Genomic DNA, 24,744 nt, shown 5'->3' on the forward strand with positions numbered 1-24,744 from the left:
GTGATCGCGTTGAGCGCGGCCTGGACGTGTTCACCACGCGCGGTGCGCCCGAGCGATGCAGTAACGGAACGCAGTCGGCGGCCGGGAGCAAGCCAACCACCTTTTCTCGTGCCTCTAGAAGAAGCCCAGCTTCTTCGCCGAGTAGCTCACCAGAAGATTCTTCGTCTGCTGATAGTGATCCAGCATCATCTTGTGCCCCTCCCTCCCGATCCCCGACTGCTTGTACCCGCCGAACGCGGCGTGAGCCGGATACGCGTGGTAGCAGTTGGTCCAGACGCGCCCCGCCTGGATGGCGCGGCCTGCGCGGTAGGCCGTGGTGCCGTTGCGGGTCCAGACGCCGGCGCCGAGGCCGTAGAGGGTGTCGTTGGCGATGCCGATCGCGTCGTCGAAGTCGGTGAACGAGGTGACGGCCACGACCGGGCCGAAGATCTCCTCCTGGAAGATGCGCATGCGGTTCGTGCCCTCGAAGACCGTGGGCTGGACGTAGTAGCCGCCCTTGAGTTCGCCGCCGAGGTCGGCGCGGGTGCCGCCGGTGAGGATGCGGGCGCCTTCCTGTTTGCCGATGTCGAGGTAGGAGAGGACCTTCTCCAGCTGGTCGTTGGAGGCCTGGGCGCCGATCATCGTGGTGGTGTCGAGGGGATGGCCGGGGACGATGGCCTCGGTGCGGGTGATGGCCGCCTCCAGGAAGGAGGCGTAGTGGCCGCGCTGGATCAGGGCGCGGGAGGGGCAGGTGCACACCTCGCCCTGGTTGAGGGCGAACATGGTGAAGCCTTCGAGGGCCTTGTCGAGGAAGTCGTCGTCGGCGGCCGAGACGTCGTCGAAGAAGATGTTCGGGCTCTTGCCGCCGAGTTCGAGGGTGACGGGCTTCAGGTTCTCCGAGGCGTATTGCATGATCAGCCGGCCTGTCGTCGTTTCGCCGGTGAACGCGATCTTCGCCACCCGCGGGCTCGACGCCAGTGGCTTGCCAGCCTCCACACCGAAGCCGTTGACGATGTTCACCACGCCCGGCGGGAGGAGGTCCGAGACCAGGTCGAGCCAGACGTGGATCGACGCCGGAGTCTGCTCCGCCGGCTTCAGGACCACCGCGTTGCCCGCGGCCAGGGCCGGGGCCAGTTTCCACGTCGCCATGAGGATCGGGAAGTTCCACGGGATGATCTGGGCCACCACGCCCAGCGGCTCGTGGAAGTGGTACGCGACCGTGTCCTCGTCCAGTTCGGACAGGGTGCCCTCCTGGGCCCGTATCGCGCCCGCGAAGTAGCGGAAGTGGTCGACGGCGAGCGGGATGTCGGCGGCGAGGGTCTCGCGGACGGGCTTGCCGTTCTCCCAGGACTCGGCGACCGCGAGCAGCTCCAGGTTCTGCTCCATGCGGTCGGCGATGCGGCTGAGCACCGCGGCGCGTTCGGCCGGGGACGTACGGGCCCAGCCGGGGGCCGCGGCGTGGGCGGCGTCCAGGGCGGCCTCGACGTCCTCGGCCGTGCCGCGGGCGATCTCGGTGAACGGCTGCCCGTTCACCGGGGTCGGGTTCTCGAAGTACCGTCCCTGCTTGGGCGGTACGTACGCGCCGCCGATCCAGTGGTCGTAGCGCGAACGGTAGGAGACGATCGCGTCGGGGGAGCCGGGGCTTGCGTAGCGGGTCATGGGACGTCCTCCGGTGGGCAGTTGCCGGTCGCCGTTCGACTGTGCGGCCAAGGACGCTAGCGCCGGACAGGTTGCGCGAACGTTGCCCGCAGCAGCCGGGCCCGCACCGCGACCGAGCGGCGGTGTGCCGCGCTCTCCGGGAGCGCTGCCAGCAGCCGTTCCCATACCTCCAGGTCGTCCTCGCCCCACGGGCTGTCCGCCCACGACTGCAGCGCGCCCGCGTCCCCGCTGCCCAGGACCGCGCGCCGCAGCCGGTCCTCCAGCAGGCGGCGCAGCCTGCAGACGCCCGGCGCCTCGGACAGGGGGAGGAGGGGGCCGTCGTACCGGTCGAGCGCGGCACGCAGATCGCCCGCCGCCAACTCCCGTTCCACGCCCGCCGCGTCCGTCTCCACGACGGCGCACAGCCGGTACGGGCGAGAGCCCAGCAACGGGCCCACCAGGCGCCGCAGCCGGGAGAGTTCGGCGCGCAGCGTCACCGGTGGCACGGCGCGCTCGCAGCCGTAGAGCCCGGCCGCGAGACCGTCCCCGGTGAGGCCCTCCGGATGTGCCGCCAGCAGCACCAGGATCTCGCTGTGCCGGCGGCCCAGCCGTATCCGGCGGCCGGCGCCGGTCAGCAGCGCCTCGTCCCTGCCGAGCGCCGACAGCGACCAGCCGCCGGCCGAGCCGCCGCGGTCGGCGGCCAGCTGGGCCTCGGCCGCGCGGGCCGTCGCGCGGACCAGCGCCAGGCAGTGCGGGGCGGCGAGGTGGTCGCCGCCGGTGATGTCGACGGCGCCCAGCAGCCGCCCCGTGCGCGGGTCGTGGACGGGCGCGGCGGCGCAGGTCCACGGCTGCACCAGCCGGTTGTAGTGCTCGGCGGCGACGATCTGCACCGCATGGCCCAGGGCGAGGGCGGTGCCCGGCGCGTTGGTGCCGGCGTGCCGCTCGTCCCAGCGGGCGCCCGCGACGAAGTTCATGCGCTCGGCCCGGCCGCGCAGCCCGCGGTGGCCCTCGACCCACAGCATGCGGCCCGCCGCGTCGCAGACCGCCAGCAGGTGCGTCCCGTCGTCGGCGAGGGAGCCGAGCAGCTCGCGGAAGAGCGGCATCGCCCGGGACAGCGGATGCGCCCGGCGGTAGCCGTCCAGTTCGGGGCCGGACAGCTCGACGGGGGCCAGGAATTCGGGAGCCGGCAGGGCGGCCGCCGAGCGCCGCCAGGACGCGGCCACCAACTCCGCATGGGTGCTGGCCACGAGGAACCTCCTCGAAGGTCGTGGTGCGGGAGCGGTGCGGGACGGGGCCGTACGGGGTACATCCGGAACAGGCAGGGGATTGCAGTGAGCACGTCACGCGAGGCCCCGTCACACGAGACCCCGTCACACGAGACCACGCGCGACGGCACTGCACCACTCCGCGCGGCCCTGCCCGCTCGTACCCCCCGACCCCAGGAACGGAAAGAAGAAAGAAGCATGTCCTCCAAGGTGCTCGCCGACATAGCCGAACGGACCCTCGCCGCCTACGTCACCACCTTCCTCGGCCTGCTCATCGCCGACGGAGCGAACCTCGCCAGTGTCTCCGCCGTCAAGGCCGCCGCCATTGCCGCGATTCCCGCCGCCCTCTCCGTGATCAAGGGGGCCATCGGGAGCCGGTTCGGGGACAAGGACAGTGCCGCCTGGCTGCCGGGCCGCCTCCGGCGGGGCACGGCATAGCGGAATCCCTCCCTTCACACGGGGTGTGCGCGATGTGCCCGCGCACACCCCCTCGCACACGTTCCCGGCCCGGCCCGCCGCGCGGAAGACTTGCCCTTGCGAGTCCCACTTGGCGCGACGGGACCGGGCCCCGGTCCATCCCCCCGAGCCGGAGGCCCGCCGCCCCGTACCGCCGGGCGGACGGTACGGGGCGGGGCCATGCACCCGGGTGCAGTACGTACCCCGCCTTCGCTCCGCACGGAGCGGGTGCAACGATGTGCGGGTCATGAAAAGTGGGCAGCAGGCGGGACACATGCCGCGGGCGTTGCGAGCCGCCGTGTTCGCAGCGGTCTGCGTGCTGCTCGCAGCCCTGGGCCACGCCGTCATGTCCGGGACCACGGTTCCGTGGTGGGCCGTCGCCGTCGCGCTGACCGGAACGGGCAGCTGCGCCTGGTTCCTCGCGGGGCGCGAACGCGGGCCGCTGCTCATCACGCTCGCCACCGTGGGCGCGCAGACGGGTCTGCACTCCTTCTTCTCGGTGGCGCAGAGCGTGGCCCAACGGGCTGCGGCCGCCCAGGCGGCGGACACCCTGTCCGCTCCCGTCGGGGACCGCCTCACCTGCGGCGGACTTCCGCCGACGGCGATGACGATGCCCATGCCCCCGGAACACACCGGGCACATGGCCATGGACCACATGTCCATGGGCGCCGGCCACGGCGCCCTCGGCATGTGGTCCGCGCACGTCCTGGTCGCCGTCGTCTGCGGCATCTGGCTCTCCGGCGGCGAGCAGGCCGCCTTCCGCCTGGGCCGCACCATCGGCGCGCGGCTGCGCGCCCCGCTGCTCCTCCTCTTCCACGACGTACCGGCCCGCTCCGGCCCGCCGCGCATCCGCGCCGACCGGTCGCGTGCCGCACAGCGGCTGCGTCAGCTGCTGTACGCCCATGTCATCGCCACGCGTGGTCCGCCGGCCGCCCGTGTCGCCTTCTGCTGACGGCGACCCACCCGGCCGATCACGTCACCGGGCCGCCCGCTCCCCACGACCGGGCGCCCGGAATCCAGGAAGGACCCAGGGCGATGACCCCTGCCCGAACAACCCTGATTTATCCGGCTTCGTCAGCCGATGTCCGTGCCGACGTCCGTGCCGATGTCCGTGCCGATGCCCGAGCCGGTGTCCAACTGCCTGGCCAGCACCTTGAGCCGCAGCGCCCGTTCGCCCCAGCGGCGGCACTCGGCGCACCCGCGCAGGTGTGCGTCGAGCGCCGCGCCGGTCGTCCCCGGCGGCAGCTCCTCGCGGTCGATGCGGGCGGATATGGCGGTACGGGCCTGGCTGCAGTGCACCCGGCCATCGTCGCAGGAGGCCGCCGTGCGTGACGACGAGACGGTGACCGCCTGGGCGCTCGCCGCCCGCAGCGGCGACGCCGACGCGGTGGAGCGCTTCATCCGCGCGACGCAGAGCGACGTGCGGCGGTACGTGGCCCGGCTGAGCAACGACCCGCAGGGCGCGGACGACCTCGTGCAGGAGACCTACCTGCGGGCCCTGCGCTCGCTGGCCCGCTTCGAGGGCCGCTCCTCGGCCCGCACCTGGCTGCTGTCCATCGCCCGCCGCACGGTCGTCGACCGGCTGCGCTTCCAGGCCGCGCGGCCGCGGCTGTCCGACACCGACGACTGGCTGTCCGCCGCCGAGCGGGCACAGTCCGCCGGACTGCCGGGCTTCGACGAGGGCGTGGCCCTCTCGCAGCTGCTCGACCGGCTGCCCTGCGAGCGCCGTGAGGCGTTCGTCCTGACCCAGCTGCTCGGACTGCCGTACGCGGAGGCCGCGGTGGTCGCGGGCTGCCCGGTCGGCACCGTGCGGTCCCGCGTGGCGCGGGCCCGAGAGTCGCTGATCGGTCAGCTGGAGACGGCCGAGCGCGATGTGCCGGTGCGCGGGCGCGTACCGGCCATGGCGGGGTAGGCGTCACCGCGTACGAAGGGGGCCACGGGCGACAGCGCCCGTGGCCCCCTTCGCACGTGCCGGGTCAGTTGCCCGGCCGGACGACCACCGCCTCGCCGCGCACCTCGCCGCTCTCGCGGAAGCGCAGGACGAACGGGAGCCGGTCGCCGACGCGCAGGCGCGGCGGTCCGGACACCATCACGTCCAGTTCGTGCGGGGACATCTCCAGCGTGCCGTGCGCCGGGACGGTCGCGGAGTGCACCATCCGCATCGTTCCGGCACCGTTCTTCACGACCGTGCGGCTGAGCATCGCGCCGCGGGCCGAGGGGACGTCGACGCCGACGAGCTCGTCGTCGGTGTCACCGGCGTTGCGCAGCCGGAAGAAGGCCGCGGTGTCGTCCGTCCCGAACGGGACCAGGACGCGCGCGTCCTCGACCGTCACGGAGGCGGGGCGGCCCGCGGCGCCGGAGGCCGTCCAGGCGGTCAGCCCGCCGAGGGCGACCGCGCACGCGGCGACGGGCACGAGGGCCGCGCGGGCGGTGCGGAGGAGCGAGTCCTTCATCACGATTCCTTACGATTCCTTGCGCGTCGGAGCGGGGCGCCGGGTCCGGCCGGTCCGGGCCGGCACCGGCTGCCAGGTGCGCAGGCGCAGGCTGTTGCCGACCACCAGCAGGGAGCTGACCGACATCGCCGCCGCGGCGACCATCGGGCTCAGCAGTCCGACCGCGGCGAGCGGCACGGTCACGAGGTTGTAGCCGAATGCCCAGGCCAGGTTGGCCCGTACGGTCACCGAGGTGCGGCGGGCCAGGCGTACGGCGTCGGCCAGGGCGCCCATGTCCTCGCGGACGAGGGTGACGTCGGCGGCGCCGATGGCCGCGTCCGTGCCGCCGCCCATCGCGATGCCGAGGTCGGCGCCCGCGAGGGCGGCGGTGTCGTTGACGCCGTCGCCGATGACCGCGACCCGGTGGCCCTTCGCGCGCAGCGCGCGCACGAGTTGGGCCTTGTCCTCGGGGGTCGCCCGCGCGTGGACCTCCGTGATCCCGAGCTCGGCCGCGACGGCGCGGGCCGCGGCCTCGCTGTCGCCGGTGGCCAGGACGGGGCGCAGGCCGAGTCGCTTGAGGTGGTCGACGGCGCGGTAACTGCCGGCCCGCACGGTGTCGCCGAGGGCGATGACGGCTTCGGCGGTGCCGTTCACTGTGACGGTGACGGCCGTGTGGCCGTCTTGTCCGGCGGTTCGCAGCGCCGCTGCGAGGGCCTCCGGCAGGGGGCGGTCGGGCTGCCGCCGTCGTGATTCCGCCGGACCCTCGACGTCGGGGTTGCTCGCCGTTGCGGCGGGAGCATCCTCCGGGGCTCCGCCCCGGGCCCCCTCCCGGGGTTCGGCCGAGGGATTTTCCGGGGCCGCGCCCCGAACACCGGTCGCGGCGGCCTCCGGACGTCTCACCTCCACCCGGTGCCCCTCCACCGTCGCGCTGACGCCGACCCCCGGCGTCGCCGTGAACTCCGTTGCCGGCGGCAGCCCCCCGGCCCCCGCATACGCGTGGATCGCCCGTCCCACCGGGTGTTCCGAGCCCGACTCCGCCGCCGCCGCCAGGCGGACCGCGGCCTCCGTGCCGAGGCCGCCCGGGCGGGGCGTCACCCTCGTCACCGTCATCGAGCCCGTCGTCAGCGTGCCCGTCTTGTCCAGGACGACCGTGTCCACGCGCCGCAGGCCCTCCAGTGCCTGCGGGCCGCGGACCAGGATGCCCAGGCCCGCGCCGCGGCCGGTTGCCGCCAGCAGGGCGGTGGGGGTGGCCAGGCCCAGGGCGCACGGGCAGGCGACCACCAGGACCGCGACCGCCGCGGTGACCGCCGCCTGCGGGGACGCGCCCGCGCCGAGCCAGAAGCCGAGGACGGTGACGGCGACGGCGAGGACCGCGGGGACGAAGACACCCGCCACCGCGTCCGCCAGCCGCTGCACCTTCGCCTTGCCGGCCTGCGCCTCCTCCACCAGCCGCGCGATCCGGGCCAGTTGGGTGTCCGCACCGACCGCTTCCGCCCGTACCTCCAGCAGCCCGCCGGAGTTGACCGCACCGCCCACCACGGATGCGCCCGGGCCGGCCTCCACCGGCGCGCTCTCGCCCGTGACCAGGGACAGGTCCAGCGCCGAACTGCCCGCGACGACCGTGCCGTCGGTCGCCACGCGCTCCCCGGGCCGTACGACGAAGCAGTCGCCGACCCGCAACTCCGCGATCGGCACGCGGCGTTCGGTGCCGTCCGCCGCCCGGACGGTCACGTCCTTGGCGGCGAGGGAGGCGAGTGCCCGCAGCGCCGAGCCCGTGCCGTGGCGGGCCCGGGACTCCAGCAGCCGACCGGTCAGGACGAACAGCGGGACGCCGACCACCGCCTCCAGGTACACGTCCGCCGTGCCGCCCGACATCGAGGGCACCAGCGTGAACGGCATCCGCATGTCCGGGTCCCCGGCGCCGCCGAGGAACAGCGCGTACGCCGACCAGGAGTACGAGGCCAGGACGCCCAGCGAGACCAGCGTGTCCATCGTGGCGGCCGAGTGCCGCAGCCCGCGCAGCGCGCGCTCGTGGAACGGCCAGGCGCCCCACGCCGCGACCGGTGTCGCCAGTACGAAGCACAGCCACTGCCAGTTGCGGAACTGCAGCGCCGGAACCATGGACAGCACCAGCACCGGTACGGACAGCAGGGCCGTGATCAGCAGTCGGGTGAGGGCCGAGGTGTCGGACCTCTCGTCGTCGGGTGCGGCGGTTCGCTCCGGTTCGGGCAGCGCGGCCGTGAAGCCCGCCCCCTCCACCACGGCCATCAGCTCGGCCGGCGTCACGGCCGCCGGGTGGCTGACACGGGCGCGGCCGGTCGCCAGGTTGACGGTGGCGGTCACGCCGTCCAGGCGGCCCAGCTTCTTCTCGACGCGGGCCACGCACGCGGCGCAGGTCATGCCGCCGACGATCAGCTCGGTCTCGGCGGCCGGAGGTGTTGTCGCGGTGCTGCTCATCAGTGGCCCATCCCCGGCATGCCGTCCATGCCGCCTCCGGTTCCGCCGCCGCCGGAACCGGAGCCCGTCCCGCCGCCGGTGCGGTGCATGCCGGGGGAGACGGGACCGGCCATGGAGCCGACGGCGTACGCGACGCCGAAGAGCGCGGTCAGGAGCAGGGCGAAGCCGATCAGTGTCGCGTACGGACTGAGGGGGTGACGTGCGGTCATCGGGGCATCGTGGCACGGCCCGGCGGGCGATCCGTGCCTTGTGCCCGTTGCGCGGCACGTGAGGATTGTCCCTTTCGCGGCCGGGAACCAGTGGCCGCGTCCGGCCGACTACCTGGAGATCGAGGGGCGTTCCGGAACCGTCCCGCAAACCTCCGGGAACTCGAACCCGTGTCCGTACGACTTCTCAGGGGTCCACGACTTCCCGAGGAGACTTCCGCCGTGCCGCCGTCCGAACCCGTGCAACCCGTGCACCTCTCCGGTTCCGCGTACAAGCGCGATCCCTACCCGCTGTACGCGCGGCTGCGCGAGGAGGGGCCGATCCACCGGGTGCTCTTCCCCAGCGGCGTCACCGCCTGGCTGGTCACCGGCCACGCCGCGGCCCAGAGCACCCTCGCCGACCCCCGGCTCGGCAAGAACCACGCGCGCGGCAACGACCGGTGGCGCGCCCGCGCCTCGATCATGCCCGAGCCGCAGCACTCCCGGCTCCAGGTGCACCTCCTGCACCAGGACCCGCCCAAGCACACCGCCATGCGCCGGCTGATCACCGACGCCTTCGCGCCGCGCCGTGTCGAGGAACTCCGGCCGCGCTTCCAGGAGATGGCGGACGCACTCGTCGACGGAATGCCGGCCGGTGCCGACACCGACGCCGTCGACCTGGTGCAGTGTTTCGCCGCCCGGTTCCCCTTCCAGGTGCTCGCCGAGGTCATCGGGCTGCCGCCGCACCTCGCCGCCCGCTTCCGCCGCGAATGGGGCGGGGTCGTCGCGCCCGTCGGTCCCGACGACCCCCGGCGGCCCGCCTACGAGGAACTGCTGCGCGGGCTCGAGGGCTACATCGCCGACGTGGTGGCCGACCGGCGCGAACACCCCGGCGACGGCCTGCTCGGCCGGCTGGTCGCCGCGCGCGATGCCGGCGAACTGTCGCAGGAGGAGCTGGACTCCATGATCTTCCAGCTGCTGGTGGCCGGGCAGGAGCCTGTCACCAACCAGATCACCACCGCGCTGGTGTCGCTGTTCCGGCACCCGGAGGCGATGGAGCGGCTGCGCTCCGAGCCGGGGCTGATGCCGGCCGCCGTCGAGGAACTGATGCGTCTGGACAGCGCGTTCGAGCTCACCACCTGGCGCTTCCTCGCCGAGGACGCCGAGCTGCACGGCACGCGGGTGCCCGCCGGGGACTCCGTGATCGTCTCCCTCTGCGCCGCCAACCGCGACCCCGGGCGCTTCCCCGACCCCGACACACTCGACCTCGACCGGCAGCAGGGACCGCACCTCGGCTTCGGGCACGGCATCCACTTCTGCCCCGGCGCGGCCCTCGCCCGTATCGAACTCCAGGTCGCCATCGGCACGTTGATCCGGCGGCTGCCGGGGCTGCGGCTCGCGGTGCCGGAGGAGGAACTGCCGTGGATCCCGGCCGTCCTCGGCCGCGGCACCTCCGAGCTGCCCGTGACCTTCGGGACCGTCGACCGGGGCGTGTGCCCCCGCAACAAGCGCGGGTGATGCGGTGATCACGCAAACGGCCTCCGTCGAGGCCACGATTCTCGGCCTGCTCCTCCCGTACCACCGGACCACCACCGGCCCGGCGCCGTCCTCCGATCCACGGAACCACCCGGAACAGCTGCGCCAGATACGCCAGTTCACCGAGCGCGACGAACCCGTCCTGTTCACGCTCCCCGGGTTCCCGTGCAAGTCCCCCAACCCCGAGAAGGTCCTCGGCCACCTGCCCGACGAGGGCGAGCGGCTCTCGCTCACCTTCCTGGACGGGCTCTGCGCGCGCATCGGCGCGATCTACGCGCCCGGGGCGCGGATGGTCATCTGCTCGGACGGGCACATCTTCGCGGACCAGATCAAGGTGTCCGACGCGGACATCGACGCGTACGGGGACGAACTGCGCGCCCTGATCCGGAGGGAAGGGCTGCGGCACCTGGAGACCTTCGACCTCCGGCAGGTCCACGGCGACCTGCCGCACGCGGAGAAGCGGCGGCTGGTGACCGAGGCGTACGCGCCCTCGCCGGCCGCGCTGCGGGCGCAGACGCGGACGGACGAGGAGACCGCGCGGTTGTACCGCGGCATCACACGGTTCCTGGTGGAGGACACGCCTGCGGGGTACGCGGGCAGCCGGTCGGCGCTGCAACGGGAGTGCAGGGAGCGGGCGTACGAAGTGATCGCCCGGAGCCGGGCGTGGGGCGACCTGATCGCCGACCACTTTCCGCGGTCGGTGCGCCTGTCGATCCATCCGCAGCCGGCGGGGTCGGGGAAGTTCGGGATCCGGTTGCTCGACTCCGTCGATGTGTGGGCCACGCCGTGGCATTCGGTGGTGGTCCGGGGGACCGGTCCGGGGGCCCGGCTCATGCGGCGGGTGGAGGCCGAGACGGTTGGGCGGTTGGTGTGGCGGGAGGGGCGGCCGAGTCACTACGTGGCGGTGTAGGGGAGCCCCCTACACCGCTGCCGCCTCCACCGCCCCCCGATGGTCGAACGCGATCAACGGATCGCCCGTCAGCGGATGTTCCACCACTGCCGCCCGCACCCCGAACACCTCCGCCAGGAGTTCCGGGGTCAGGACCTCCCGTGGTGCCCCCGATGCCACCACCGCACCCCTGTGCAGCACATGCAGCCGGTCGCAGACCGACGCCGCCGCGTTGAGGTCGTGCAGGGCGAGCAGTGTCGTGCGGCGCTGGTCGCGCAGCAGGGTCAGGAGCTCCACCTGGTGGCGCACGTCCAGGTGGTTCGTCGGCTCGTCGAGGACCAGGACCTGCGGGTCCTGGGCCAGGGCCCTGGCCAGCAGGACGCGTTGGCGTTCGCCGCCCGACAGGGCCGAGAAGCGGCGGCGGCCGGCGCCGCTCATGCCGACGCGGGACAGGGCCGCCGCCACCGTGTCGGTGTCCGTGCGGTCCTCGCCGGAGAAGGCGCGCTTGTAGGGGGTGCGGCCCATGGCCACGACCTCGTGGACGGACAGTTCGAAGTCCGTCCCGCGTTCCTGCGGCAGCGCCGCCACCCGGCGGGCGGACTCGACGGCCGTCAGGGTGCGTACGTCCGTGCCGCCCACCAGCACCCGGCCGGCCTGCGGGCGCAGATGGCGGTAGACGGTGCGCAGCACCGTCGACTTGCCGCTGCCGTTGGGGCCGATGAGGCCGGCGATCTCGCCCTCCTCGGCGACGATGTGCACTCCGGAGACCACCGTCCGCCCGGACAGGGCCACTTCCAGGTCCTCCACCGAGATCCTCATACGGATCAGCCCCGTTCCAGGCGTCGGTCCAGCAGATACAGCAGTGTCGGCGCCCCGATCAGCGCGGTGACCACGCCCACCGGCAGCTCCTGGTCGGGCAGGGCGGTCCGGGCGATGAGGTCGACGACCGTCAGCAGGACGGCGCCGAAGAGGGCCGAGACCGGGAGCAGCCGGCGGTGGTCGCCGCCGACCACCATCCGGCAGGCGTGCGGGACCATCAGGCCCACGAAGCCGATCGCCCCGGAGACGGACACCAGCACGCCCGTCAGCATGCTGGTGACGACGAAGAGTTCGCGCCGCAGCCGGGTGACGTCCACGCCGAGGCTGGCCGCCGTCTCGTCGCCCATCAGCAGGGCGTTGAGGGCGCGGGCGCGGGCCAGCAGGGCGGCAAGTCCCAGCAGGACGGCCGCCGTCGGGGCGGCGAGCGTCGTCCACTGGGCCCCGCCGAGGGAGCCCATCAGCCAGAACAGCACGCCGTGCGTCTGCTGTTCGTCGCCGGACCGGAGCACCAGATAGTGGGTGAAGCCGGACAGGAACTGGCCGATCCCCACCCCCGCGAGCACCAGTCGAAGCGGCCGGAAGCCTCCCCCGCGTCGGGCGAACGCCCACACCAGCGCGAAGGAGGCGAGCGCCCCGGCGAACGCGGCCGAGGACAGGCCCAGTCCGAGCGCGCCGCCCGCGCCCGCCCCCAGCACGATCGCCGAGACGGCGCCCAGCGATGCGCCGCTGGAGATGCCCAACAGGTACGGGTCCGCGAGCGGGTTGCGGACCAGGGCCTGGACGGCCGTGCCGACCAGGCCGAGGCCCGCGCCCACCACGGCCGCCAGCAGGGCCCGCGGCACCCGCAGCCGCCACACGATGAGGTCCTGCGTGCCCGGCGCCGGGGCCTGCCCGGTGAGGCCGCGTTCCACCGCCGACCACACCTCGCCGAGCGGCACCCGGGTCGAGCCCAGGCACACCGAGGCGGTCAGCGCCACCAGCAGGACGGCGCCCAGCGCGATGCCGGCCCGGCCGGCCCGTACCCCCGCACCCCGCTCGCGCCGCTCCACGGCGGCCGGGGCCACGGCCGTCACCTACTTGACCTTTTCCGGGTACAGGGTGTGCGCGATCTCCTGGACGGTGTCCGCGCTGCGCACCCCGCCGATCGTGGTGCGCTCGGACGCGATGCGCAGGAAGTGCCCCTCCTGCACGGCCTTGAGGTCCTTGGTGGCGGGGAAGGTCTTCAGGAACTCGGCGGCCTCGTCGAAGGCCTTGCGGTTGGCCTCCTCGCTGCCGCGGTTGCGCACGGCGAGCTGGATCCAGTCGGGATTCTTGGCCACGACGTCCTCCCAGCCGACGGGCTGGAAGTCGCCGTCGCAGCCGTCGAAGACGTTGCGGGCGCCGGCCTGGCTGATCACGGCGTTGGCGACCTGCCGGTTGCAGACGGCCATGGGCTGCTTGGTGCCGGCGTCGTAGTCGAAGAGGAAGTACGTCGGCCGCTTGTCCTGCGGCACGTCCTTGAGCGCGTCCTGCACCGCACCCGTCTTCTTCCGCATGGACGCGACGAGTTCGGCGGCGCGCGCCGAGGTGCCGGTGACCTTGCCGAGCTCCTCGATGTCCGCCTCGACCCCCGACAGGTCGGTGCGCGGGGACTTGCTCATGGCCGCGCACGCCGAGGACTTCAGGAAGACGTGCTTGATGCCCGCGGCCCTGAACTCGTCGGCCGTGGGGGCGTCGCCCGTCTTCCCCATGTTCTTCATGGAGGAGAAGGAGTCGAGGTAGAGGTCCGCGCCCGAACCCAGCAGCTTCTCCTTGGGTATGACCGTCCTGCCGAGCACCGGCACCTTCGCCGCCTGCTCCGCGTACTGCTGCGGCATGGCGCCGTTGCCGGGCGGGAAGCCCGTGCCGACGGCCTTGTCGCCGGCGCCCAGCCACATCAGCAGCTCCAGGCCGGAGGCGTTGCTGGTGACGATGCGCTTCGGCGCCGCGTCGAAGGTGGTCTTCGCGCCCATGCAGTCGGTCACGGCGACGGGGAAGCCGGCTGCCGCGGCGGACGCGCCCGCGTCGTCCTTCTTCTCCGACGTGCCGCCGCCACCGCCGCCGCACGCCGTCGCCGACAGGGCCACTGCGGCCAGCACACCGCTCCACGCACGAGCGCGCATCAGAAAACTCTCCAGGGTTCGACAAGTCCGACGTACACACGGACCCGCCGGAGCGGGCCCGGATCAGGTAGTCGGACGGAATGCGCGGCCGGTTCCCGGCCTCATGAAGAAGTGCGGCATACCCTGCACATGCGAACCCGGCGAAGGAGACGAACGGCATGGCGGAGCAACTGCAGGAGATGCCCACCGACTGGCAGCGTGCCCTGGCGATCGTCGCCCACCCCGACGACCTGGAGTACGGCGCCTCCGCCGCCGTCGCCACCTGGACCGATGCCGGACGCTCCTGCGTCTACGTGCTGGCCTCCTCCGGCGAGGCGGGCATCGACACCCTCGCCCCCGCCGAGGCCGCCCCGCTGCGCGAGCGCGAACAGCGGGCGAGCGCCGCGGCGGTCGGGGTACGGAGCGTGGAGTTCCTCGGGCACCCCGACGGCATCATCGAGTACGGCACCGCGCTGCGCCGGGACTTCGCGGCCGCCGTCCGGCGCCACCGCCCCGAACTCGTCCTCACCCTCAACCACCACGACACCTGGGGCGGCACCGCCTGGAACACCCCCGACCACCGCAACGTCGGCCGGGCCGTCCTGGACGCCGTCGCCGACGCGGGCAACCGGTGGATCTTCCCCGACCTCGCGGAGCAGGGCCTCCAGCCGTGGAACGGGGTCCGGTACGTGGCCGTCGCGGGCTCCCCGCGGCCGACCCACGCGGTCGACGCGAGCGCGGGGTTCGAGCGCGCCGTGCAGTCCCTGCTCTGCCACCGCACCTATATCGAGGCGCTGACCGCAGACGATCCGGAGGGCTACTGCCGGTCCTTCCTGGAGAGCGCCATGAACCGCACCGCCGAGCGGTTCGGCGGCCGCCCCGCCGTCGCATTCGAACTCGTCACCCGCTGACCTTCGTCGGCGCCCGTTCCATCACCAGCACGGCCACGTCGTCCTGCAGCCGCCCGCCGGTGTGCGCGACGAGGTCGTTCTGCAGCCGGGCCAGCAGTTCGGCGGTCGGCAGCGCGGACCAGGCGGTGAGCCGCTCGGTCAGCGGATAGAACGCGCCGTCCGGCGCCCGCGCCTCGGTCACCCCGTCGGTGCAGGCCAGCAGCCGGGCCGTCGGCGGCAGCGTGACGCGCTGGGCGGTGCGGGGCGCCGCCACCAGGTGCCCCAGGCCGAGCGGCAGGCCGGGCTCCGCCGCCTCCAGTTCGCGTACGCCGCCGTCCGGGCCGAGCAGGAACGGTGCCAGATGCCCGCAGTCCACGAGCACCAGGTGGATCCGGTCGTCCCCGCCGGCGGGCCCGGGCTCCTCCGCGCCGAGGACCAGGGCCGTCACGAACTCCTCCGACGCCCGCATCCGTACCTCCTCCGGCGGTATGCGGGCGTCCGGCTGCGACCTCGTCTGGTACTCGGCCGACCGGTGGTAGCGCTGGAGTCCCTGCTCCATCGCCTCCACGCCGCTGACCAGGTCCCGCCGGTGGTACGCCGCCTCCCGGAAGGCGGTGAGCACGGCGGCCCCCGCGCCCAGGGTGCCGAGCCCCTTGCCCCGGACGTCGCCGATGAGCACCCGGGTGCCGTACGGGGTGTCGACGACCTCGTAGATGTCGCCCCCGATCAGCGCCTCCCGCTGCGAGGACACGTAGAAACCGTCCACCAGCACGCCGTGCGTGCGCAGCGGAAGCGGCCGCAGCAGGGCCCGTTGGGCGGCCTCGCCGGTGGCCCGCACGCGGTCGAGCAGCGCGTCCTCGTCCCGCCGCAGCCGGGCCACGGCGACGGCCGCGCCGACCATGAGGACGTTGCCGAGGATCGCCCCGACGCGGTCGACCAGGGTCACCTCGGAGGGCAGCATCACCCCGTGGCGGGTCACCATCAGGACGAAGTCGACGGCGCCGACGAACAGCGTCTGGCGGTACGTGCACAGCACCGCCGCCAACACCGGTGCCAGGGCGGCGTAGACGTCCAGCCGCAGGGCCGCACGGGTCACCAGGTCCAGCCAGACGACGGCGGTGAGATAGGCCAGGACCAGCGCGAAGGGCAGTCTGCGCGACAGGGGGCGCACCGGGGCAGACCTCCGCGGACAGGGACGGACCGACCCGTCCAGCCTTCCACGGGCGGTCCGCCCCGGCCACCGGTCAGATCTTGCGGTACGTGCGGGCGTCGTCGGCCGCCGCGAGGACGGCGGCGAGGTCGCCGCCCGCCGACGCGGTGACCACGGCCGCCACCGCGCCCTCGACGAAGGGGGCGTCCGCGATGCGCACACCGGCGTCCGAGATGCCGCTCTCGGCCAGCAGGGCCTTGACGGTGAGGACCGCGCTGCCCATGTCGCACACGGCCACCACGCCCGCGCCCTCGTCGGCGGTGCGCACCGCCTGCCGGACCAGCTCGGCGCTGGTGCCGACGGAGCCGTCGGGCAGCCCGCCGGCCGTCGCCACCGGGGCCGGGTCGCCCGTGCCCACCAGGGCCCGGGCGAGGGCGGCCGTCGCGGCGGCCACGTCGCGGCTGTGCGAGACGAGCACGGTGCCCACGCGCCCTGCGGGCGGCTGCTGTCCGTGTTCCTGCTGCGGTTCCGCGGCGGTGGGGATCTCCGCCGCACAGAGTTCCGGGTCCGTGGCCTCGTACAGCGCGGTGAGCAGCAGGGCGGAGGACGCGGCGCCCGGGTCCAGGTGGCCGATGCTGCGCTCGCCCAGGTAGCTGGCGCGTCCGCGCCGCGCCTGCAGCGGGACGGTCGCCTCGGCGCCGTCGCGGGCCGCTTGGGCCGCGGCGTCGAGCGCGGCCACGGGGCCGGCACCCCGGTCGAGCGCCTCGGCGTAGGCGTCGACGGCCGGCTGCAGGGCGTCGACCATGGTCTTGTCGCCGGGCGCGGAGTCACCGAGCCGCCGCACGCTCGCCACGGCCGCGGCCAGCGCCCGGGCGAGCGCCTCCGGCGCGACGACGGGGTCCTCGCCGAGGACCTTGCCCATGCGGCGCAGCACCGTTCCGTAGAGCGGTCCGGAGGCGCCGCCGACGGTGTTGGTGAGGTGCACACCGGCCGCGGTGAGCAGGGCACCGGGGCTGTCCGGCGGATCGGCTGCGAGGGCCTGCACGGCGGAGGTGAAGCCGCGCTTGAGGTTGACGCCGTGGTCGGCGTCGCCGATGGCGGCGTCGAGCTCGGTGAGGCGGGTGGATTCGGCGGTGATGACACGGGTGGCGCGGTCGAGGAACCGGCGGAAGAAGGCCAGGTCGAGCGTGACGGTCATGGGGTCAGGGTAGGCCCGGTCACCCTCACACCGTCAGCCGCAGTCCGTCCGCCACGATCATGTCCGCCGTCACCAGCGCCTGTTCCGCCACCACCCGCGTCATGAAGACGAACGGCGGGATCACGGGCGGCACCGGCAGTCCGTCCGGGGAGAACGTCACACACAGCACGCCCTCCAGGCAGCCGCTGAAGCGCGTGAGGTAGAGGGTCACATGGCCGCTGAGGTCCAGTTTCCCGGCCGCCAGGCCGAGTTCGCGCGTCTTCAGGCGGTAGTCCGTCAGCGAGGCGGCGCCCATCGTCAGCACCAGAACCTTCAGCGGGCCGTCGGCCGTCGGCACCCGGTCGATCCCCGCGAAGGCGAACCCCCGTGGCGCGAAGCGCGATGTGGTGACGGATGCGGGCTCCGCCGCCGCGCGGAGGATCCGGTCCGTGCCGTCTCCCGCGGGGACGAGCGCCGCCAGGAGCACGACCGGCAGTGCGGCGGCGAGTGTCCCCGAGGAACCCCCGCGGGAGGCGCGCGGCGTCCAGCCGAACCCCATCGCGCTGCCCGCGATGCCCAGCAGCATGCCGGCCAGGAAGCCGCCCAGGTTCGTCGCGGCGAACGAAAGCACCGACAGGATCAGCGCGTTGATGCTGACGTAGTGCCGCGCCGACGGCAGCCACCACAGGAACTGGCCCGCGGCGATCAGCGCCAGGCCGATCCCGATCGCGGCCAGGCCGCCCAGCCCCAGGCTCACCAGCACGGTCAGCGGCGACAGCGGGACCACCAGCAGTTCCGTCCCGCCGAGCATCAGCAGCAGCCCGGCCCAGAAGGGCCGGGTCCGCCGCCAGGACCGGAACGCGGCGCGGGCGTCCGGCCTCAGAAGCACTGCTTGCCGTCCATGCCGACCGCGAGCCGCAGGCCCTTGAGGCGGAAGTTGCCGCCGGTCGCCGACCAGGCGTGCGAGCGCACCCCGACCACGGTGATGTCCCCGGCCTGGAGGCCGAACTTGCCCGGTTCGCCCTTCACGTCCGGCACCCGGTCCAGGGTGGACGCGTCGCGGCCGATCTGCGCGGTCCCGAAGCGGGCGTCGCCGACGAGGTCCTCGCCGTCGATGACGAGGCTGTCCGCCGTCACCTGCCCGGCGTCGCCGCCCGCGGTGAGCCGGAAGGTGACCTTGCCCAGCGGCGTGTCCACGGACGCCGACTGGCAGATGTCGCTCAGGGTCGCGTCCCCGATGCCCAGCAGGGCGACCGGGTGGCCCTTGCCGTCCACGGCCCGGTCCGTCTGGACGTACGAGGCCAGGCCCTTGCTCGTCAGCTTCCCGGACAGGACCTGGAAGTTGGTGCCCGAGACCGCGAACGAGGCGGCGAGGGCGCCCTGCGCCATCACCACGCCCATCGCCGCCACCGCGGCCAGGGCGGGGACGGCGACAACGGCGGTCCTCCTCCAGGCAGTTCGGCCCTCGGGCAGACGTCGGTCGGATCCGCTCACTGCTTCCTCCCGCAGGGAGTGAGTGGTGGGGCTCTCTGCGATACTGCGGACGTCCGGTGCTTGGGAGACTAGGACCGAATTTGAACAATAGTCAACAGTGCGGTACGGGCCGTTCCCGTTCGCGGCGTGCCGAACTCATCGCCATCGGGCGGAAGTTGTTCGCCGACACGTCCTACGACGCCCTGTCGGTGGACGACATCGCCCGGCACGCGGGTGTCGCCAAGGGCCTGATCTACTACTACTTCAAGAACAAGCGCGGCTACTACCTGGCGATCATCGAGGACTCCGTCGCCGAGCTCGTGGTGCGCGCGGCCTCCACCCACGACCTGCCGCCCGCCGAGCGCGTGCAGCACACGGTGGACGGGTACTTGCGCTATGCCCAGCACCACCAGGCGGCCTACCGGGCGATCGTCACGGGCGGCGTCGGCTTCGACGCCGAAGTGCTCGCGCTGCGGGACGGCGTCCGCGAGCAGCTGGTGCTGGCCATCGCCCGCGGCGCCTGGGGCCGCGGCGACGTCCCCCTCGTCGCCCGCACCGCACTGATCGGCTGGCTCGCCGGCGTCGAGGGTGTCACCCTGGACTGGCTGAACCACCAGGGGCTGCCGCGCGAGGTGGTGTGCTCGCTGCTGGTGCGGTGGCTGGGCGACACACTGCGGATGATCGAGGACTACGCACCGGAGTGCCCGGCGCCGGCACGGAGCGGGCCGTGAGGGCGCCGGGGGCACCGGTCCGCTGCGTCAGGTGATGGACCGGACCAGTTCGCCGTCCGCCGTGTCGCCGCTCAGCTCCCAGAAGAACGTTCCGCCCAGGCCCTGTTGGTCCTTGTAGGCCATCTTCCCGGCGATCGTCGACGGGGTGTCGTAGCTCCACCAGTCGCTGCCGCAGGAGGCGTAGGCGGTGCCGGCCACCGTGCCGTTGGCGGGGCACTTGGCCTTGAGGACCTTGTAGTCCTCGATGCCCTGCTCGTAGGTGCCCGCGGCGGGGCCCGTCGCGGTGCCGCCGGGGGCGGACCGATTGACGCCGGTCCAGCCGCGGCCGTAGAAGCCGATGCCGAGCAGGAGCTTGTTCGCCGGTACGCCCAGGGACTTGAGCTTCTGGATGGCGGCGTCGGAGTGGAAGCCGGGCTTGGGGATGCCGTCGTAGGAGGTGAGCGGCGAGTGCGGGGCCGTGGGGCCCTTGGCGTCCCAGGCGCCGAAGTAGTCGTACGTCATGGGGTTGTACCAGTCCACGTAGCGGGCGGCGCCCGCATAGTCCGCGGCCTCCAGCTTGCCGCCCGGCGAGCCGTCCGCGGTGATGGCGGCGGTCACCAGGCTGCTGCCGCCGAACCGGGCGCGCAGCGCGGCCATCAGGTTGCGGAAGGCGTCGCTCCCGCCGGCGTCGCAGGTCAGGCCGCAGGCGTTGGGGTACTCCCAGTCGATGTCGATGCCGTCGAACACCCCGGCCCAGCGCGGGTCGTTGACGAGGCCGTAACAGGAGTCGGCGAAGGCCGCCGGGTCCTTGGCGGCGTCGGCGAAGCCGCCGGACCAGGTCCAGCCGCCGAAGGACCACAGGATCTTCAGGCCCGGGTGGAGCTGTTTGAGCTTGCGCAGCTGGTTGAAGTTGCCGCGCAGCGCACCGGCGTCCCAGGTGTCGGCCTTGCCGTCGACGCTGCCCGCCGCGTCGTAGGCCTTGTCGTAGTCGGCGTAGGCGTCGCCGATGGCGCACTTGCCGCCCGTGACGTTGCCGAAGGCGTAGTTGATGTGGGTGAGCTTGTTCGCGGAGCCGGACGTCTCGATGTTCTTGACGTGGTAATTGCGGCCGTAGACGCCCCAGTTGGTGAAGTAGCCGACGACCTTGTGCCCGGCTCCCGTGTCGCCGGGACCGGAGTCGTCGGCACCGGCGGGAGCGGCGCTGAGGGCGGTGACGAGCAGGGCCGCGACGGCGGTGAGGGCGGCCGCGGGTCCGTACGGTCGGTGCATGGGTTCTCCTCGGTGGGGTGGGGAGATCAAGCGTTGGGGAACCGTAGAAGGACTAGACCAGTTGGGTCAATGGTTCGGACCAAAACGGGGGAGACCCCCGAGGGGGCTCCGTCACGATCCGTCAACCCGTGACGCAGAGCCCCCGATCGGGCATACTCCGAGTCGCCACAGCCGCAGGTCACGCCTAGTCCGAGACCCGGCAACGTGATCGTCGACTGGGCACCCACGGTGACGGCGCCGCCACCCTTGCGCGCCGGCCGCCGCAGCGCCCTGACAGGGAGGAGAGCGCCCCCATGACCGACCACGGCCCACAGCCGGTGGAGCGTCAGCTGCCCACCGAGGAGGCCCGCGATCTGATCGCGCTCGTACGCGAGCTCGTCCAGCGGGAGATCAGGCCCCGTGCCGCCGAGGAGGAGGACGCCGGGCACTTCCCCCGTGAGGTCTTCCGGCTGCTTTCCCGCTCGGGGCTGCTCGCCCTGCCGTACGCCGAGGAGTTCGGCGGCGGAGCGCAGCCGTACGAGGTCTACCTGCAGGTCCTGGAGGAACTCGCGGGCGCCCGGCTCACCGTGGGCCTCGGCGTCAGCGTGCACACGCTCGCCTGCCACGCCCTCGCCGGGTACGGCACCAAGGAGCAGCAGGCGGAGCACCTGCCCGCCATGCTGGGCGGCGGTCTGCTCGGCGCGTACTGCCTCTCGGAGCCGTCCTCCGGCTCGGACGCGGCCTCCCTGCGCACCCGCGCCACCCGCGACGGCGACACCTGGATCCTCGAGGGCACCAAGGCGTGGATCACCCACGGCGGGGTCGCGGACTTCTACACCGTGCTCGCCCGCACCGGCGGCGAAGGCGCCCACGGCATCACGGCGTTCCTCGTGCCGGGCGACGCCCCCGGCCTCACCGCGGCGGCGCCCGAGCGCAAGATGGGGATGAAGGGATCGCCCACGGCGCAGCTGCACTTCGACGGGGTGCGCGTACCCGACGCACGCCGCATCGGCGACGAGGGCCAGGGCTTCGCCATCGCCCTCTCCGCCCTCGACTCGGGGCGGCTCGGCATCGCGGCCTGCGCGATCGGCGTGGCCCAGGCGGCGCTGGACGAGGCCCTGGCCTTCGTCGAGGAGCGCCGGCAGTTCGGGCGGCCGCTCGCCGACTTCCAGGGCCTGCGCTTCCTGCTGGCCGACATGGCCACGCAGATCGAGGCGGGCCGCGCCCTCTACCTGGCCGCGGCGCGGCTGCGGGACCAGGGGCTGCCGTTCTCCAAGCAGGCCGCCATGGCGAAGCTGTTCTGCACCGACGCCGGGATGCAGGTCACCACGGATGCGGTGCAGCTGATGGGCGGTTACGGGTACACGGCGGACTTCCCGGCGGAGCGGTACATGCGGGAGGCGAAGGTTTTGCAGATCGTGGAGGGCACCAACCAGATCCAGCGGATGGTGGTGGCCCGGCACCTGGCCGGGCCCGAGTCCCGGTAGTTGCCGGTACTACGGCGCCCCGTCAGGGGCGCGGGAAACCGCGCGACCAGCCCCCACCGGCCCGAAGTTGATGTACCACCCCAGAGGTCCGGGGCGGAGCCCCGGGTAGTTCGGCTGCGGGCGCGTCGTGATTGCTCGCGCAGTTCCCCGCGCCCCTTCGGGGCGCGGGAATTGGCCTAGTGGGCGACCCGCAACGGCCGGGAGCCCGGGCCGCCGATGTGGGAGAACGGCTGGGTGCGCCAGTCCAGACTCTCCGGCAGCGTCAGCAGGAGCGCCGTGTCGAGCCCCTGGGCCTCCGCCGCGTCGTCCGCCGGGCCGGCCTCGTCCGCGCTGCTGCCCGAGCCCGGGCAGACCGTGAGCCCGAACGGGTTCCACGGGGACGGGCACAGGGCGTGCTCGGGAAGCGCCTCCTCGTCGGGGAGCAGCGCGATCGGCCGGGCGCAGGCCGGGCAGACCACCCGGAACATCTCGGTGATCTCGTAGCCCTCGTACAGGCCGCCGTCGCTCTCGTGATCGGTGCGTTCCGGGCTGGGCATAGTCTTTCTCCCCCTCGACTGTCCGGCCGGACCCCGTCTCGGCCACAGCAAGCACTTCCCTGGCGGCGAGGCCGGTAATCGCTCCGGCCGGGAGGACACGGGTGCATGCCTGTGGCGTTCATCACATACTTTGTGCGCCAGAGGTGCAGCCGACTGTGCCGGGCGCACGCGGACCCAGTAGGTTGATCCGCGTGGAGGAGTTGGACAGAGAGATCGTGGAACTGCTCGTCAAGGACGGGCGGATGAGCTACACCGACCTGGGCAAGGCCACCGGCCTGTCCACCTCGGCGGTGCACCAGCGCGTACGGCGTCTCGAACAGCGCGGCGTGATCCGGGGCTATGCGGCGGTGGTCGACCCCGAGGCGGTCGGGCTGCCGCTCACCGCGTTCATCTCGGTGAAGCCCTTCGATCCCAGTGCCCCCGACGACATCGCGGACCGACTGGCCGAGATCCCCGAGATCGAGGCCTGCCACAGCGTGGCCGGGGACGAGAACTACATCCTCAAGGTGCGGGTGGCGACGCCGCTGGAGCTGGAGCACCTGCTGGCCCGCATCCGCTCGCTGGCCGGGGTCTCCACGCGGACGACCATCGTCCTGTCGACCCCGTACGAGGCCCGGCCGCCGCGGGTGGGCTGACCGGCCCGGGGCAGAATGACCCCCATGAGCCAGTCCACTGAACCGCTCCGTACCGTCCTGCTGCGCAACGGCACCGTGCACAGTCCCGCCGACCCGTTCGCGACGGCGATGGTGGTGGAGCGCGGCAGCGTGGCCTGGGTCGGTTCCGAGGGGGCCGCGGACTCCTTCGCCGACGGGGTGGACGAGGTCGTCGACCTCGACGGCGCGCTCGTCACGCCCGCGTTCACCGATGCGCACGTGCACACCACCGCCACCGGTCTCGCGCTCACCGGTCTCGACCTCACCGGCGCCCGCACCCTCGGCGAGGCGCTCGACCGGGTGCGGGCGCACGCCGCCGCGCGCCCCGCGGACCGGGTGCTGCTCGGGCACGGGTGGGACGCCAGCCGCTGGCCCGAGCAGCGGCCCCCGTCCCGCCGGGAGCTCGACGAGGCGACCGGCGGGCGTCCCCTCTATCTGACCCGCGCCGACGTCCACTCCGCCGTTGTCACCACCGCCCTGCTCGACCTCGTCCCGCAGGTCGCCGCCGGCGACGGCGCACCGCTCACCGGTGACGACCACCACGCCGTGCGCGCCGCCGCGCTCGGCAGCATCGGTGCCGCCCAGCGCACGGAACTGCAGCGCGCCGCGCTGGCCCACGCGGCCTCGCTCGGCATCGGCTCCGTCCACGAGTGCGCAGGGCCGCAGATCTCCGGCACCGAGGACTTCACCGGTCTGCTGCGGCTGGCGGCCGAGGAGCCGGGCCCGCGCGTCACCGGCTACTGGGCCGAGGCCCTCGCCTCCGCAGCGGACGCGGAGCGCATCCGCGAGCTCGGCGCGCACGGCGCGGCCGGCGACCTCTTCGTCGACGGCTCGCTCGGCTCGCACACCGCCTGCCTGCACGCCCCCTACACCGACGCGCCCGGCCGCACCGGCACCGCGAACCTGGACGCCGCGGCCGTCGCCGCACACGTCGCCGCCTGCACCGAGGCCGGCATCCAGGCGGGCTTCCACGCCATCGGCGACGCCGCGCTCACCGCCGTCGTCGAGGGCGTGCGCGCCGCCGCCGACAAGATCGGCCTCGCCGCCGTCCGCGCCGCCCGGCACCGGGTCGAGCACGCGGAGATGCTCACCCCCGAACACATCGCCGCCTTCGCGGAGTTCGCCCTCACCGCCTCCGTGCAGCCGGCCTTCGACGCCGCCTGGGGCGGCGAGGACGGCATGTACGCGCAGCGCCTGGGCCGCGAGCGGGCGCGCATGCTCAACCCGTACGCCGCGCTGCTGCGCGCCGGGGTGCCCCTGGCGCTGGGCTCCGACAGCCCCGTCACCCCGCTCGACCCGTGGGGCACCGTCCGGGCCGCCGCCTTCCACCGCACGCCCGAGCACCGTGTCTCGGTCCGGGCCGCCTTCACGGCGCACACCCGCGGCGGCTGGCGGGCGATCGGCCGCGACGACGCGGGCGTGCTGGTGCCGGGTGCGCCCGCGGACTACGCGGTGTGGGCGGCGGGCGACCTGCTGGTGCAGGTCCCGGACACCCGGGTGGCCAACTGGTCCACCGACCCGCGCTCGGGCACGCCGGGGCTGCCGGACCTCACGCCGGGTGCTGCGCTGCCGGTGTGCTTGCGCACGGTGGTCGGGGGGCGGGTCGTCCACGAGGGACGGGTCTAAGCGGACCTTCACGCCCCG

Annotated in this window: 25 protein-coding genes and 1 pseudogene; 10 read left to right on the top strand and 16 right to left on the bottom strand. The window is 73.6% G+C overall.

The window, feature by feature from the left end; translation table 11 throughout:
* Positions 1 to 114 precede the first annotated feature (114 nt).
* Together exaC and HG542_RS19995 are read right to left on the bottom strand one after the other, a co-directional pair.
* Complete coding sequence (exaC, locus tag HG542_RS19990) at positions 115 to 1,638, bottom strand: acetaldehyde dehydrogenase ExaC (protein ID WP_171083349.1); 1,524 nt, start codon at positions 1,636 to 1,638, stop codon at positions 115 to 117.
* A 56-nt stretch (positions 1,639 to 1,694) separates the two neighbouring features.
* Complete coding sequence (locus HG542_RS19995; protein ID WP_171083442.1) at positions 1,695 to 2,939, bottom strand: helix-turn-helix domain-containing protein; 1,245 nt, start codon at positions 2,937 to 2,939, stop codon at positions 1,695 to 1,697.
* Between the two features lie 141 nt (positions 2,940 to 3,080).
* Here HG542_RS19995 and HG542_RS20000 point away from each other — a divergent pair, with 141 nt between their 5' ends.
* Both HG542_RS20000 and HG542_RS20005 read left to right on the top strand, forming a co-directional pair.
* Positions 3,081 to 3,320, top strand: coding sequence for a holin (locus HG542_RS20000; RefSeq protein ID WP_171083351.1), 240 nt, complete (start codon positions 3,081 to 3,083; stop codon positions 3,318 to 3,320).
* A 316-nt stretch (positions 3,321 to 3,636) separates the two neighbouring features.
* Entirely contained in the window at positions 3,637 to 4,290 is a 654-nt protein-coding gene (locus HG542_RS20005; RefSeq protein WP_229922879.1) for a hypothetical protein, read from the top strand.
* A gap of 122 nt (positions 4,291 to 4,412) precedes the next feature.
* Here the strand turns inward: HG542_RS20005 and HG542_RS20010 are convergent, their stop codons facing one another.
* The gene (locus HG542_RS20010) at positions 4,413 to 4,637 is read right to left on the bottom strand and encodes a zf-HC2 domain-containing protein (RefSeq protein ID WP_171083356.1); all 225 of its coding nucleotides are present in this window, start codon (positions 4,635 to 4,637) and stop codon (positions 4,413 to 4,415) included.
* Positions 4,638 to 4,662: 25 nt separating this feature from the next.
* Between HG542_RS20010 and HG542_RS20015 the strand changes: the two genes are divergently transcribed.
* On the top strand, positions 4,663 to 5,250 hold the full coding sequence (locus HG542_RS20015; protein WP_171083358.1) for a sigma-70 family RNA polymerase sigma factor: 588 nt from the start codon (positions 4,663 to 4,665) through the stop codon (positions 5,248 to 5,250).
* 64 nt (positions 5,251 to 5,314) lie between these two features.
* Here HG542_RS20015 and HG542_RS20020 read toward each other — a convergent pair whose 3' ends face one another.
* Genes HG542_RS20020 through HG542_RS20030 form a run of 3 tightly spaced genes read right to left on the bottom strand, consistent with a single transcriptional unit; the run spans position 5,315 to position 8,436 of the window.
* Positions 5,315 to 5,791, bottom strand: a complete 477-nt coding sequence (locus HG542_RS20020) for a copper chaperone PCu(A)C (protein WP_171083359.1) — start codon at positions 5,789 to 5,791, stop codon at positions 5,315 to 5,317.
* Positions 5,792 to 5,800: 9 nt separating this feature from the next.
* Positions 5,801 to 8,227, bottom strand: a complete 2,427-nt coding sequence (locus HG542_RS20025; protein ID WP_171083361.1) for a heavy metal translocating P-type ATPase — start codon at positions 8,225 to 8,227, stop codon at positions 5,801 to 5,803.
* The gene (locus HG542_RS20030; protein ID WP_171083363.1) at positions 8,227 to 8,436 is read right to left on the bottom strand and encodes a hypothetical protein; all 210 of its coding nucleotides are present in this window, start codon (positions 8,434 to 8,436) and stop codon (positions 8,227 to 8,229) included. The genes HG542_RS20025 and HG542_RS20030 overlap by 1 nt, the downstream gene beginning before the upstream one ends.
* Positions 8,437 to 8,655: 219 nt before the next feature.
* Here HG542_RS20030 and HG542_RS20035 point away from each other — a divergent pair, with 219 nt between their 5' ends.
* Together HG542_RS20035 and HG542_RS20040 are read left to right on the top strand one after the other, a co-directional pair.
* Positions 8,656 to 9,930 carry a cytochrome P450 family protein gene (locus HG542_RS20035; protein WP_171083365.1) on the top strand — a complete coding sequence of 425 codons (1,275 nt, stop codon included), beginning with the start codon at positions 8,656 to 8,658 and terminating at the stop codon, positions 9,928 to 9,930.
* A gap of 4 nt (positions 9,931 to 9,934) precedes the next feature.
* A complete protein-coding gene (locus tag HG542_RS20040) occupies positions 9,935 to 10,858 on the top strand; it encodes an L-tyrosine/L-tryptophan isonitrile synthase family protein (protein ID WP_171083367.1) in 924 nt (307 codons plus the stop codon).
* A 9-nt stretch (positions 10,859 to 10,867) separates the two neighbouring features.
* On the opposite strand, the gene HG542_RS20045 is transcribed toward HG542_RS20040, so the two are convergent.
* From HG542_RS20045 to HG542_RS20055, 3 genes are read right to left on the bottom strand one after another with little or no spacing between them, the layout of a single operon-like run.
* Positions 10,868 to 11,656, bottom strand: a complete 789-nt coding sequence (locus HG542_RS20045) for an ABC transporter ATP-binding protein (RefSeq protein ID WP_171083369.1) — start codon at positions 11,654 to 11,656, stop codon at positions 10,868 to 10,870.
* Positions 11,657 to 11,661: 5 nt separating this feature from the next.
* Entirely contained in the window at positions 11,662 to 12,729 is a 1,068-nt protein-coding gene (locus HG542_RS20050; RefSeq protein ID WP_171083372.1) for a FecCD family ABC transporter permease, read from the bottom strand.
* The gene (locus tag HG542_RS20055; protein WP_171083373.1) at positions 12,730 to 13,797 is read right to left on the bottom strand and encodes an ABC transporter substrate-binding protein; all 1,068 of its coding nucleotides are present in this window, start codon (positions 13,795 to 13,797) and stop codon (positions 12,730 to 12,732) included.
* A 158-nt stretch (positions 13,798 to 13,955) separates the two neighbouring features.
* On the opposite strand from HG542_RS20055, the gene HG542_RS20060 reads away from it, so the two are divergent.
* On the top strand, positions 13,956 to 14,687 hold the full coding sequence (locus HG542_RS20060; protein WP_171083375.1) for a PIG-L deacetylase family protein: 732 nt from the start codon (positions 13,956 to 13,958) through the stop codon (positions 14,685 to 14,687).
* On the opposite strand, the gene HG542_RS20065 is transcribed toward HG542_RS20060, so the two are convergent.
* The 5 genes and pseudogenes from HG542_RS20065 to HG542_RS20085 all read right to left on the bottom strand — a co-directional run bounded on the left by HG542_RS20065 (position 14,677) and on the right by HG542_RS20085 (position 18,487).
* The gene (locus tag HG542_RS20065; protein WP_171083377.1) at positions 14,677 to 15,837 is read right to left on the bottom strand and encodes a PP2C family protein-serine/threonine phosphatase; all 1,161 of its coding nucleotides are present in this window, start codon (positions 15,835 to 15,837) and stop codon (positions 14,677 to 14,679) included. The genes HG542_RS20060 and HG542_RS20065 overlap by 11 nt on opposite strands.
* 73 nt (positions 15,838 to 15,910) lie before the next feature.
* Positions 15,911 to 16,303: a PTS-dependent dihydroxyacetone kinase phosphotransferase subunit DhaM gene (locus HG542_RS35190; protein WP_227724882.1), complete on the bottom strand. Its 393-nt coding sequence runs from the start codon at positions 16,301 to 16,303 to the stop codon at positions 15,911 to 15,913.
* Positions 16,304 to 16,390: 87 nt separating this feature from the next.
* A pseudogene (dhaL, locus tag HG542_RS35195) lies at positions 16,391 to 17,014 on the bottom strand (dihydroxyacetone kinase subunit DhaL); the annotation flags it as partial.
* 25 nt (positions 17,015 to 17,039) lie between these two features.
* Positions 17,040 to 17,882: a DUF6114 domain-containing protein gene (locus HG542_RS20080; RefSeq protein ID WP_171083379.1), complete on the bottom strand. Its 843-nt coding sequence runs from the start codon at positions 17,880 to 17,882 to the stop codon at positions 17,040 to 17,042.
* Positions 17,873 to 18,487 (bottom strand): DUF6230 family protein, encoded by a 615-nt coding sequence (locus HG542_RS20085; protein ID WP_171083380.1) that lies wholly within the window; start codon positions 18,485 to 18,487, stop codon positions 17,873 to 17,875. Before HG542_RS20085 ends, HG542_RS20080 begins: the two co-directional genes overlap by 10 nt.
* Positions 18,488 to 18,567: 80 nt before the next feature.
* On the opposite strand from HG542_RS20085, the gene HG542_RS20090 reads away from it, so the two are divergent.
* The gene (locus tag HG542_RS20090; RefSeq protein WP_171083382.1) at positions 18,568 to 19,197 is read left to right on the top strand and encodes a TetR/AcrR family transcriptional regulator; all 630 of its coding nucleotides are present in this window, start codon (positions 18,568 to 18,570) and stop codon (positions 19,195 to 19,197) included.
* A 27-nt stretch (positions 19,198 to 19,224) separates the two neighbouring features.
* Here the strand turns inward: HG542_RS20090 and HG542_RS20095 are convergent, their stop codons facing one another.
* On the bottom strand, positions 19,225 to 20,445 hold the full coding sequence (locus tag HG542_RS20095; protein ID WP_171083384.1) for a glycoside hydrolase family 18 protein: 1,221 nt from the start codon (positions 20,443 to 20,445) through the stop codon (positions 19,225 to 19,227).
* Positions 20,446 to 20,738: 293 nt separating this feature from the next.
* On the opposite strand from HG542_RS20095, the gene HG542_RS20100 reads away from it, so the two are divergent.
* Positions 20,739 to 21,911 carry an acyl-CoA dehydrogenase family protein gene (locus HG542_RS20100; protein WP_171083387.1) on the top strand — a complete coding sequence of 391 codons (1,173 nt, stop codon included), beginning with the start codon at positions 20,739 to 20,741 and terminating at the stop codon, positions 21,909 to 21,911.
* A gap of 176 nt (positions 21,912 to 22,087) precedes the next feature.
* Here HG542_RS20100 and HG542_RS20105 read toward each other — a convergent pair whose 3' ends face one another.
* Complete coding sequence (locus HG542_RS20105; RefSeq protein ID WP_171083388.1) at positions 22,088 to 22,447, bottom strand: hypothetical protein; 360 nt, start codon at positions 22,445 to 22,447, stop codon at positions 22,088 to 22,090.
* A gap of 191 nt (positions 22,448 to 22,638) precedes the next feature.
* Between HG542_RS20105 and HG542_RS20110 the strand changes: the two genes are divergently transcribed.
* Positions 22,639 to 23,082, top strand: coding sequence for an Lrp/AsnC family transcriptional regulator (locus tag HG542_RS20110; RefSeq protein ID WP_030365423.1), 444 nt, complete (start codon positions 22,639 to 22,641; stop codon positions 23,080 to 23,082).
* A gap of 24 nt (positions 23,083 to 23,106) precedes the next feature.
* Positions 23,107 to 24,726 carry an amidohydrolase gene (locus HG542_RS20115; RefSeq protein ID WP_171083390.1) on the top strand — a complete coding sequence of 540 codons (1,620 nt, stop codon included), beginning with the start codon at positions 23,107 to 23,109 and terminating at the stop codon, positions 24,724 to 24,726.
* Positions 24,727 to 24,744 lie beyond the last annotated feature (18 nt).

Origin of the sequence: Streptomyces morookaense (assembly GCF_013030945.1) — a bacterium.
In the GTDB taxonomy this organism is placed as follows: Bacteria; Actinomycetota; Actinomycetes; order Streptomycetales; family Streptomycetaceae; genus Streptomyces; species Streptomyces morookaensis.

Excerpts from the sequence above, each read along its gene's own strand:
- exaC (WP_171083349.1), bottom strand. The coding sequence starts at position 1,638 with ATGACCCGCTACGCAAGCCCCGGCTCCCCCGACGCGATCGTCTCCTAC.
- HG542_RS20000 (WP_171083351.1), top strand. The coding sequence starts at position 3,081 with ATGTCCTCCAAGGTGCTCGCCGACATAGCCGAACGGACCCTCGCCGCC.
- HG542_RS20020 (WP_171083359.1), bottom strand. The coding sequence starts at position 5,791 with ATGAAGGACTCGCTCCTCCGCACCGCCCGCGCGGCCCTCGTGCCCGTC.
- HG542_RS20025 (WP_171083361.1), bottom strand. The coding sequence starts at position 8,227 with ATGAGCAGCACCGCGACAACACCTCCGGCCGCCGAGACCGAGCTGATC.
- HG542_RS20030 (WP_171083363.1), bottom strand. The coding sequence starts at position 8,436 with ATGACCGCACGTCACCCCCTCAGTCCGTACGCGACACTGATCGGCTTC.
- HG542_RS20045 (WP_171083369.1), bottom strand. The coding sequence starts at position 11,656 with ATGAGGATCTCGGTGGAGGACCTGGAAGTGGCCCTGTCCGGGCGGACG.
- HG542_RS20055 (WP_171083373.1), bottom strand. The coding sequence starts at position 13,797 with ATGCGCGCTCGTGCGTGGAGCGGTGTGCTGGCCGCAGTGGCCCTGTCG.
- HG542_RS20060 (WP_171083375.1), top strand. The coding sequence starts at position 13,956 with ATGGCGGAGCAACTGCAGGAGATGCCCACCGACTGGCAGCGTGCCCTG.
- HG542_RS20095 (WP_171083384.1), bottom strand. The coding sequence starts at position 20,445 with ATGCACCGACCGTACGGACCCGCGGCCGCCCTCACCGCCGTCGCGGCC.
- HG542_RS20100 (WP_171083387.1), top strand. The coding sequence starts at position 20,739 with ATGACCGACCACGGCCCACAGCCGGTGGAGCGTCAGCTGCCCACCGAG.
- HG542_RS20105 (WP_171083388.1), bottom strand. The coding sequence starts at position 22,447 with ATGCCCAGCCCGGAACGCACCGATCACGAGAGCGACGGCGGCCTGTAC.
- HG542_RS20115 (WP_171083390.1), top strand. The coding sequence starts at position 23,107 with ATGAGCCAGTCCACTGAACCGCTCCGTACCGTCCTGCTGCGCAACGGC.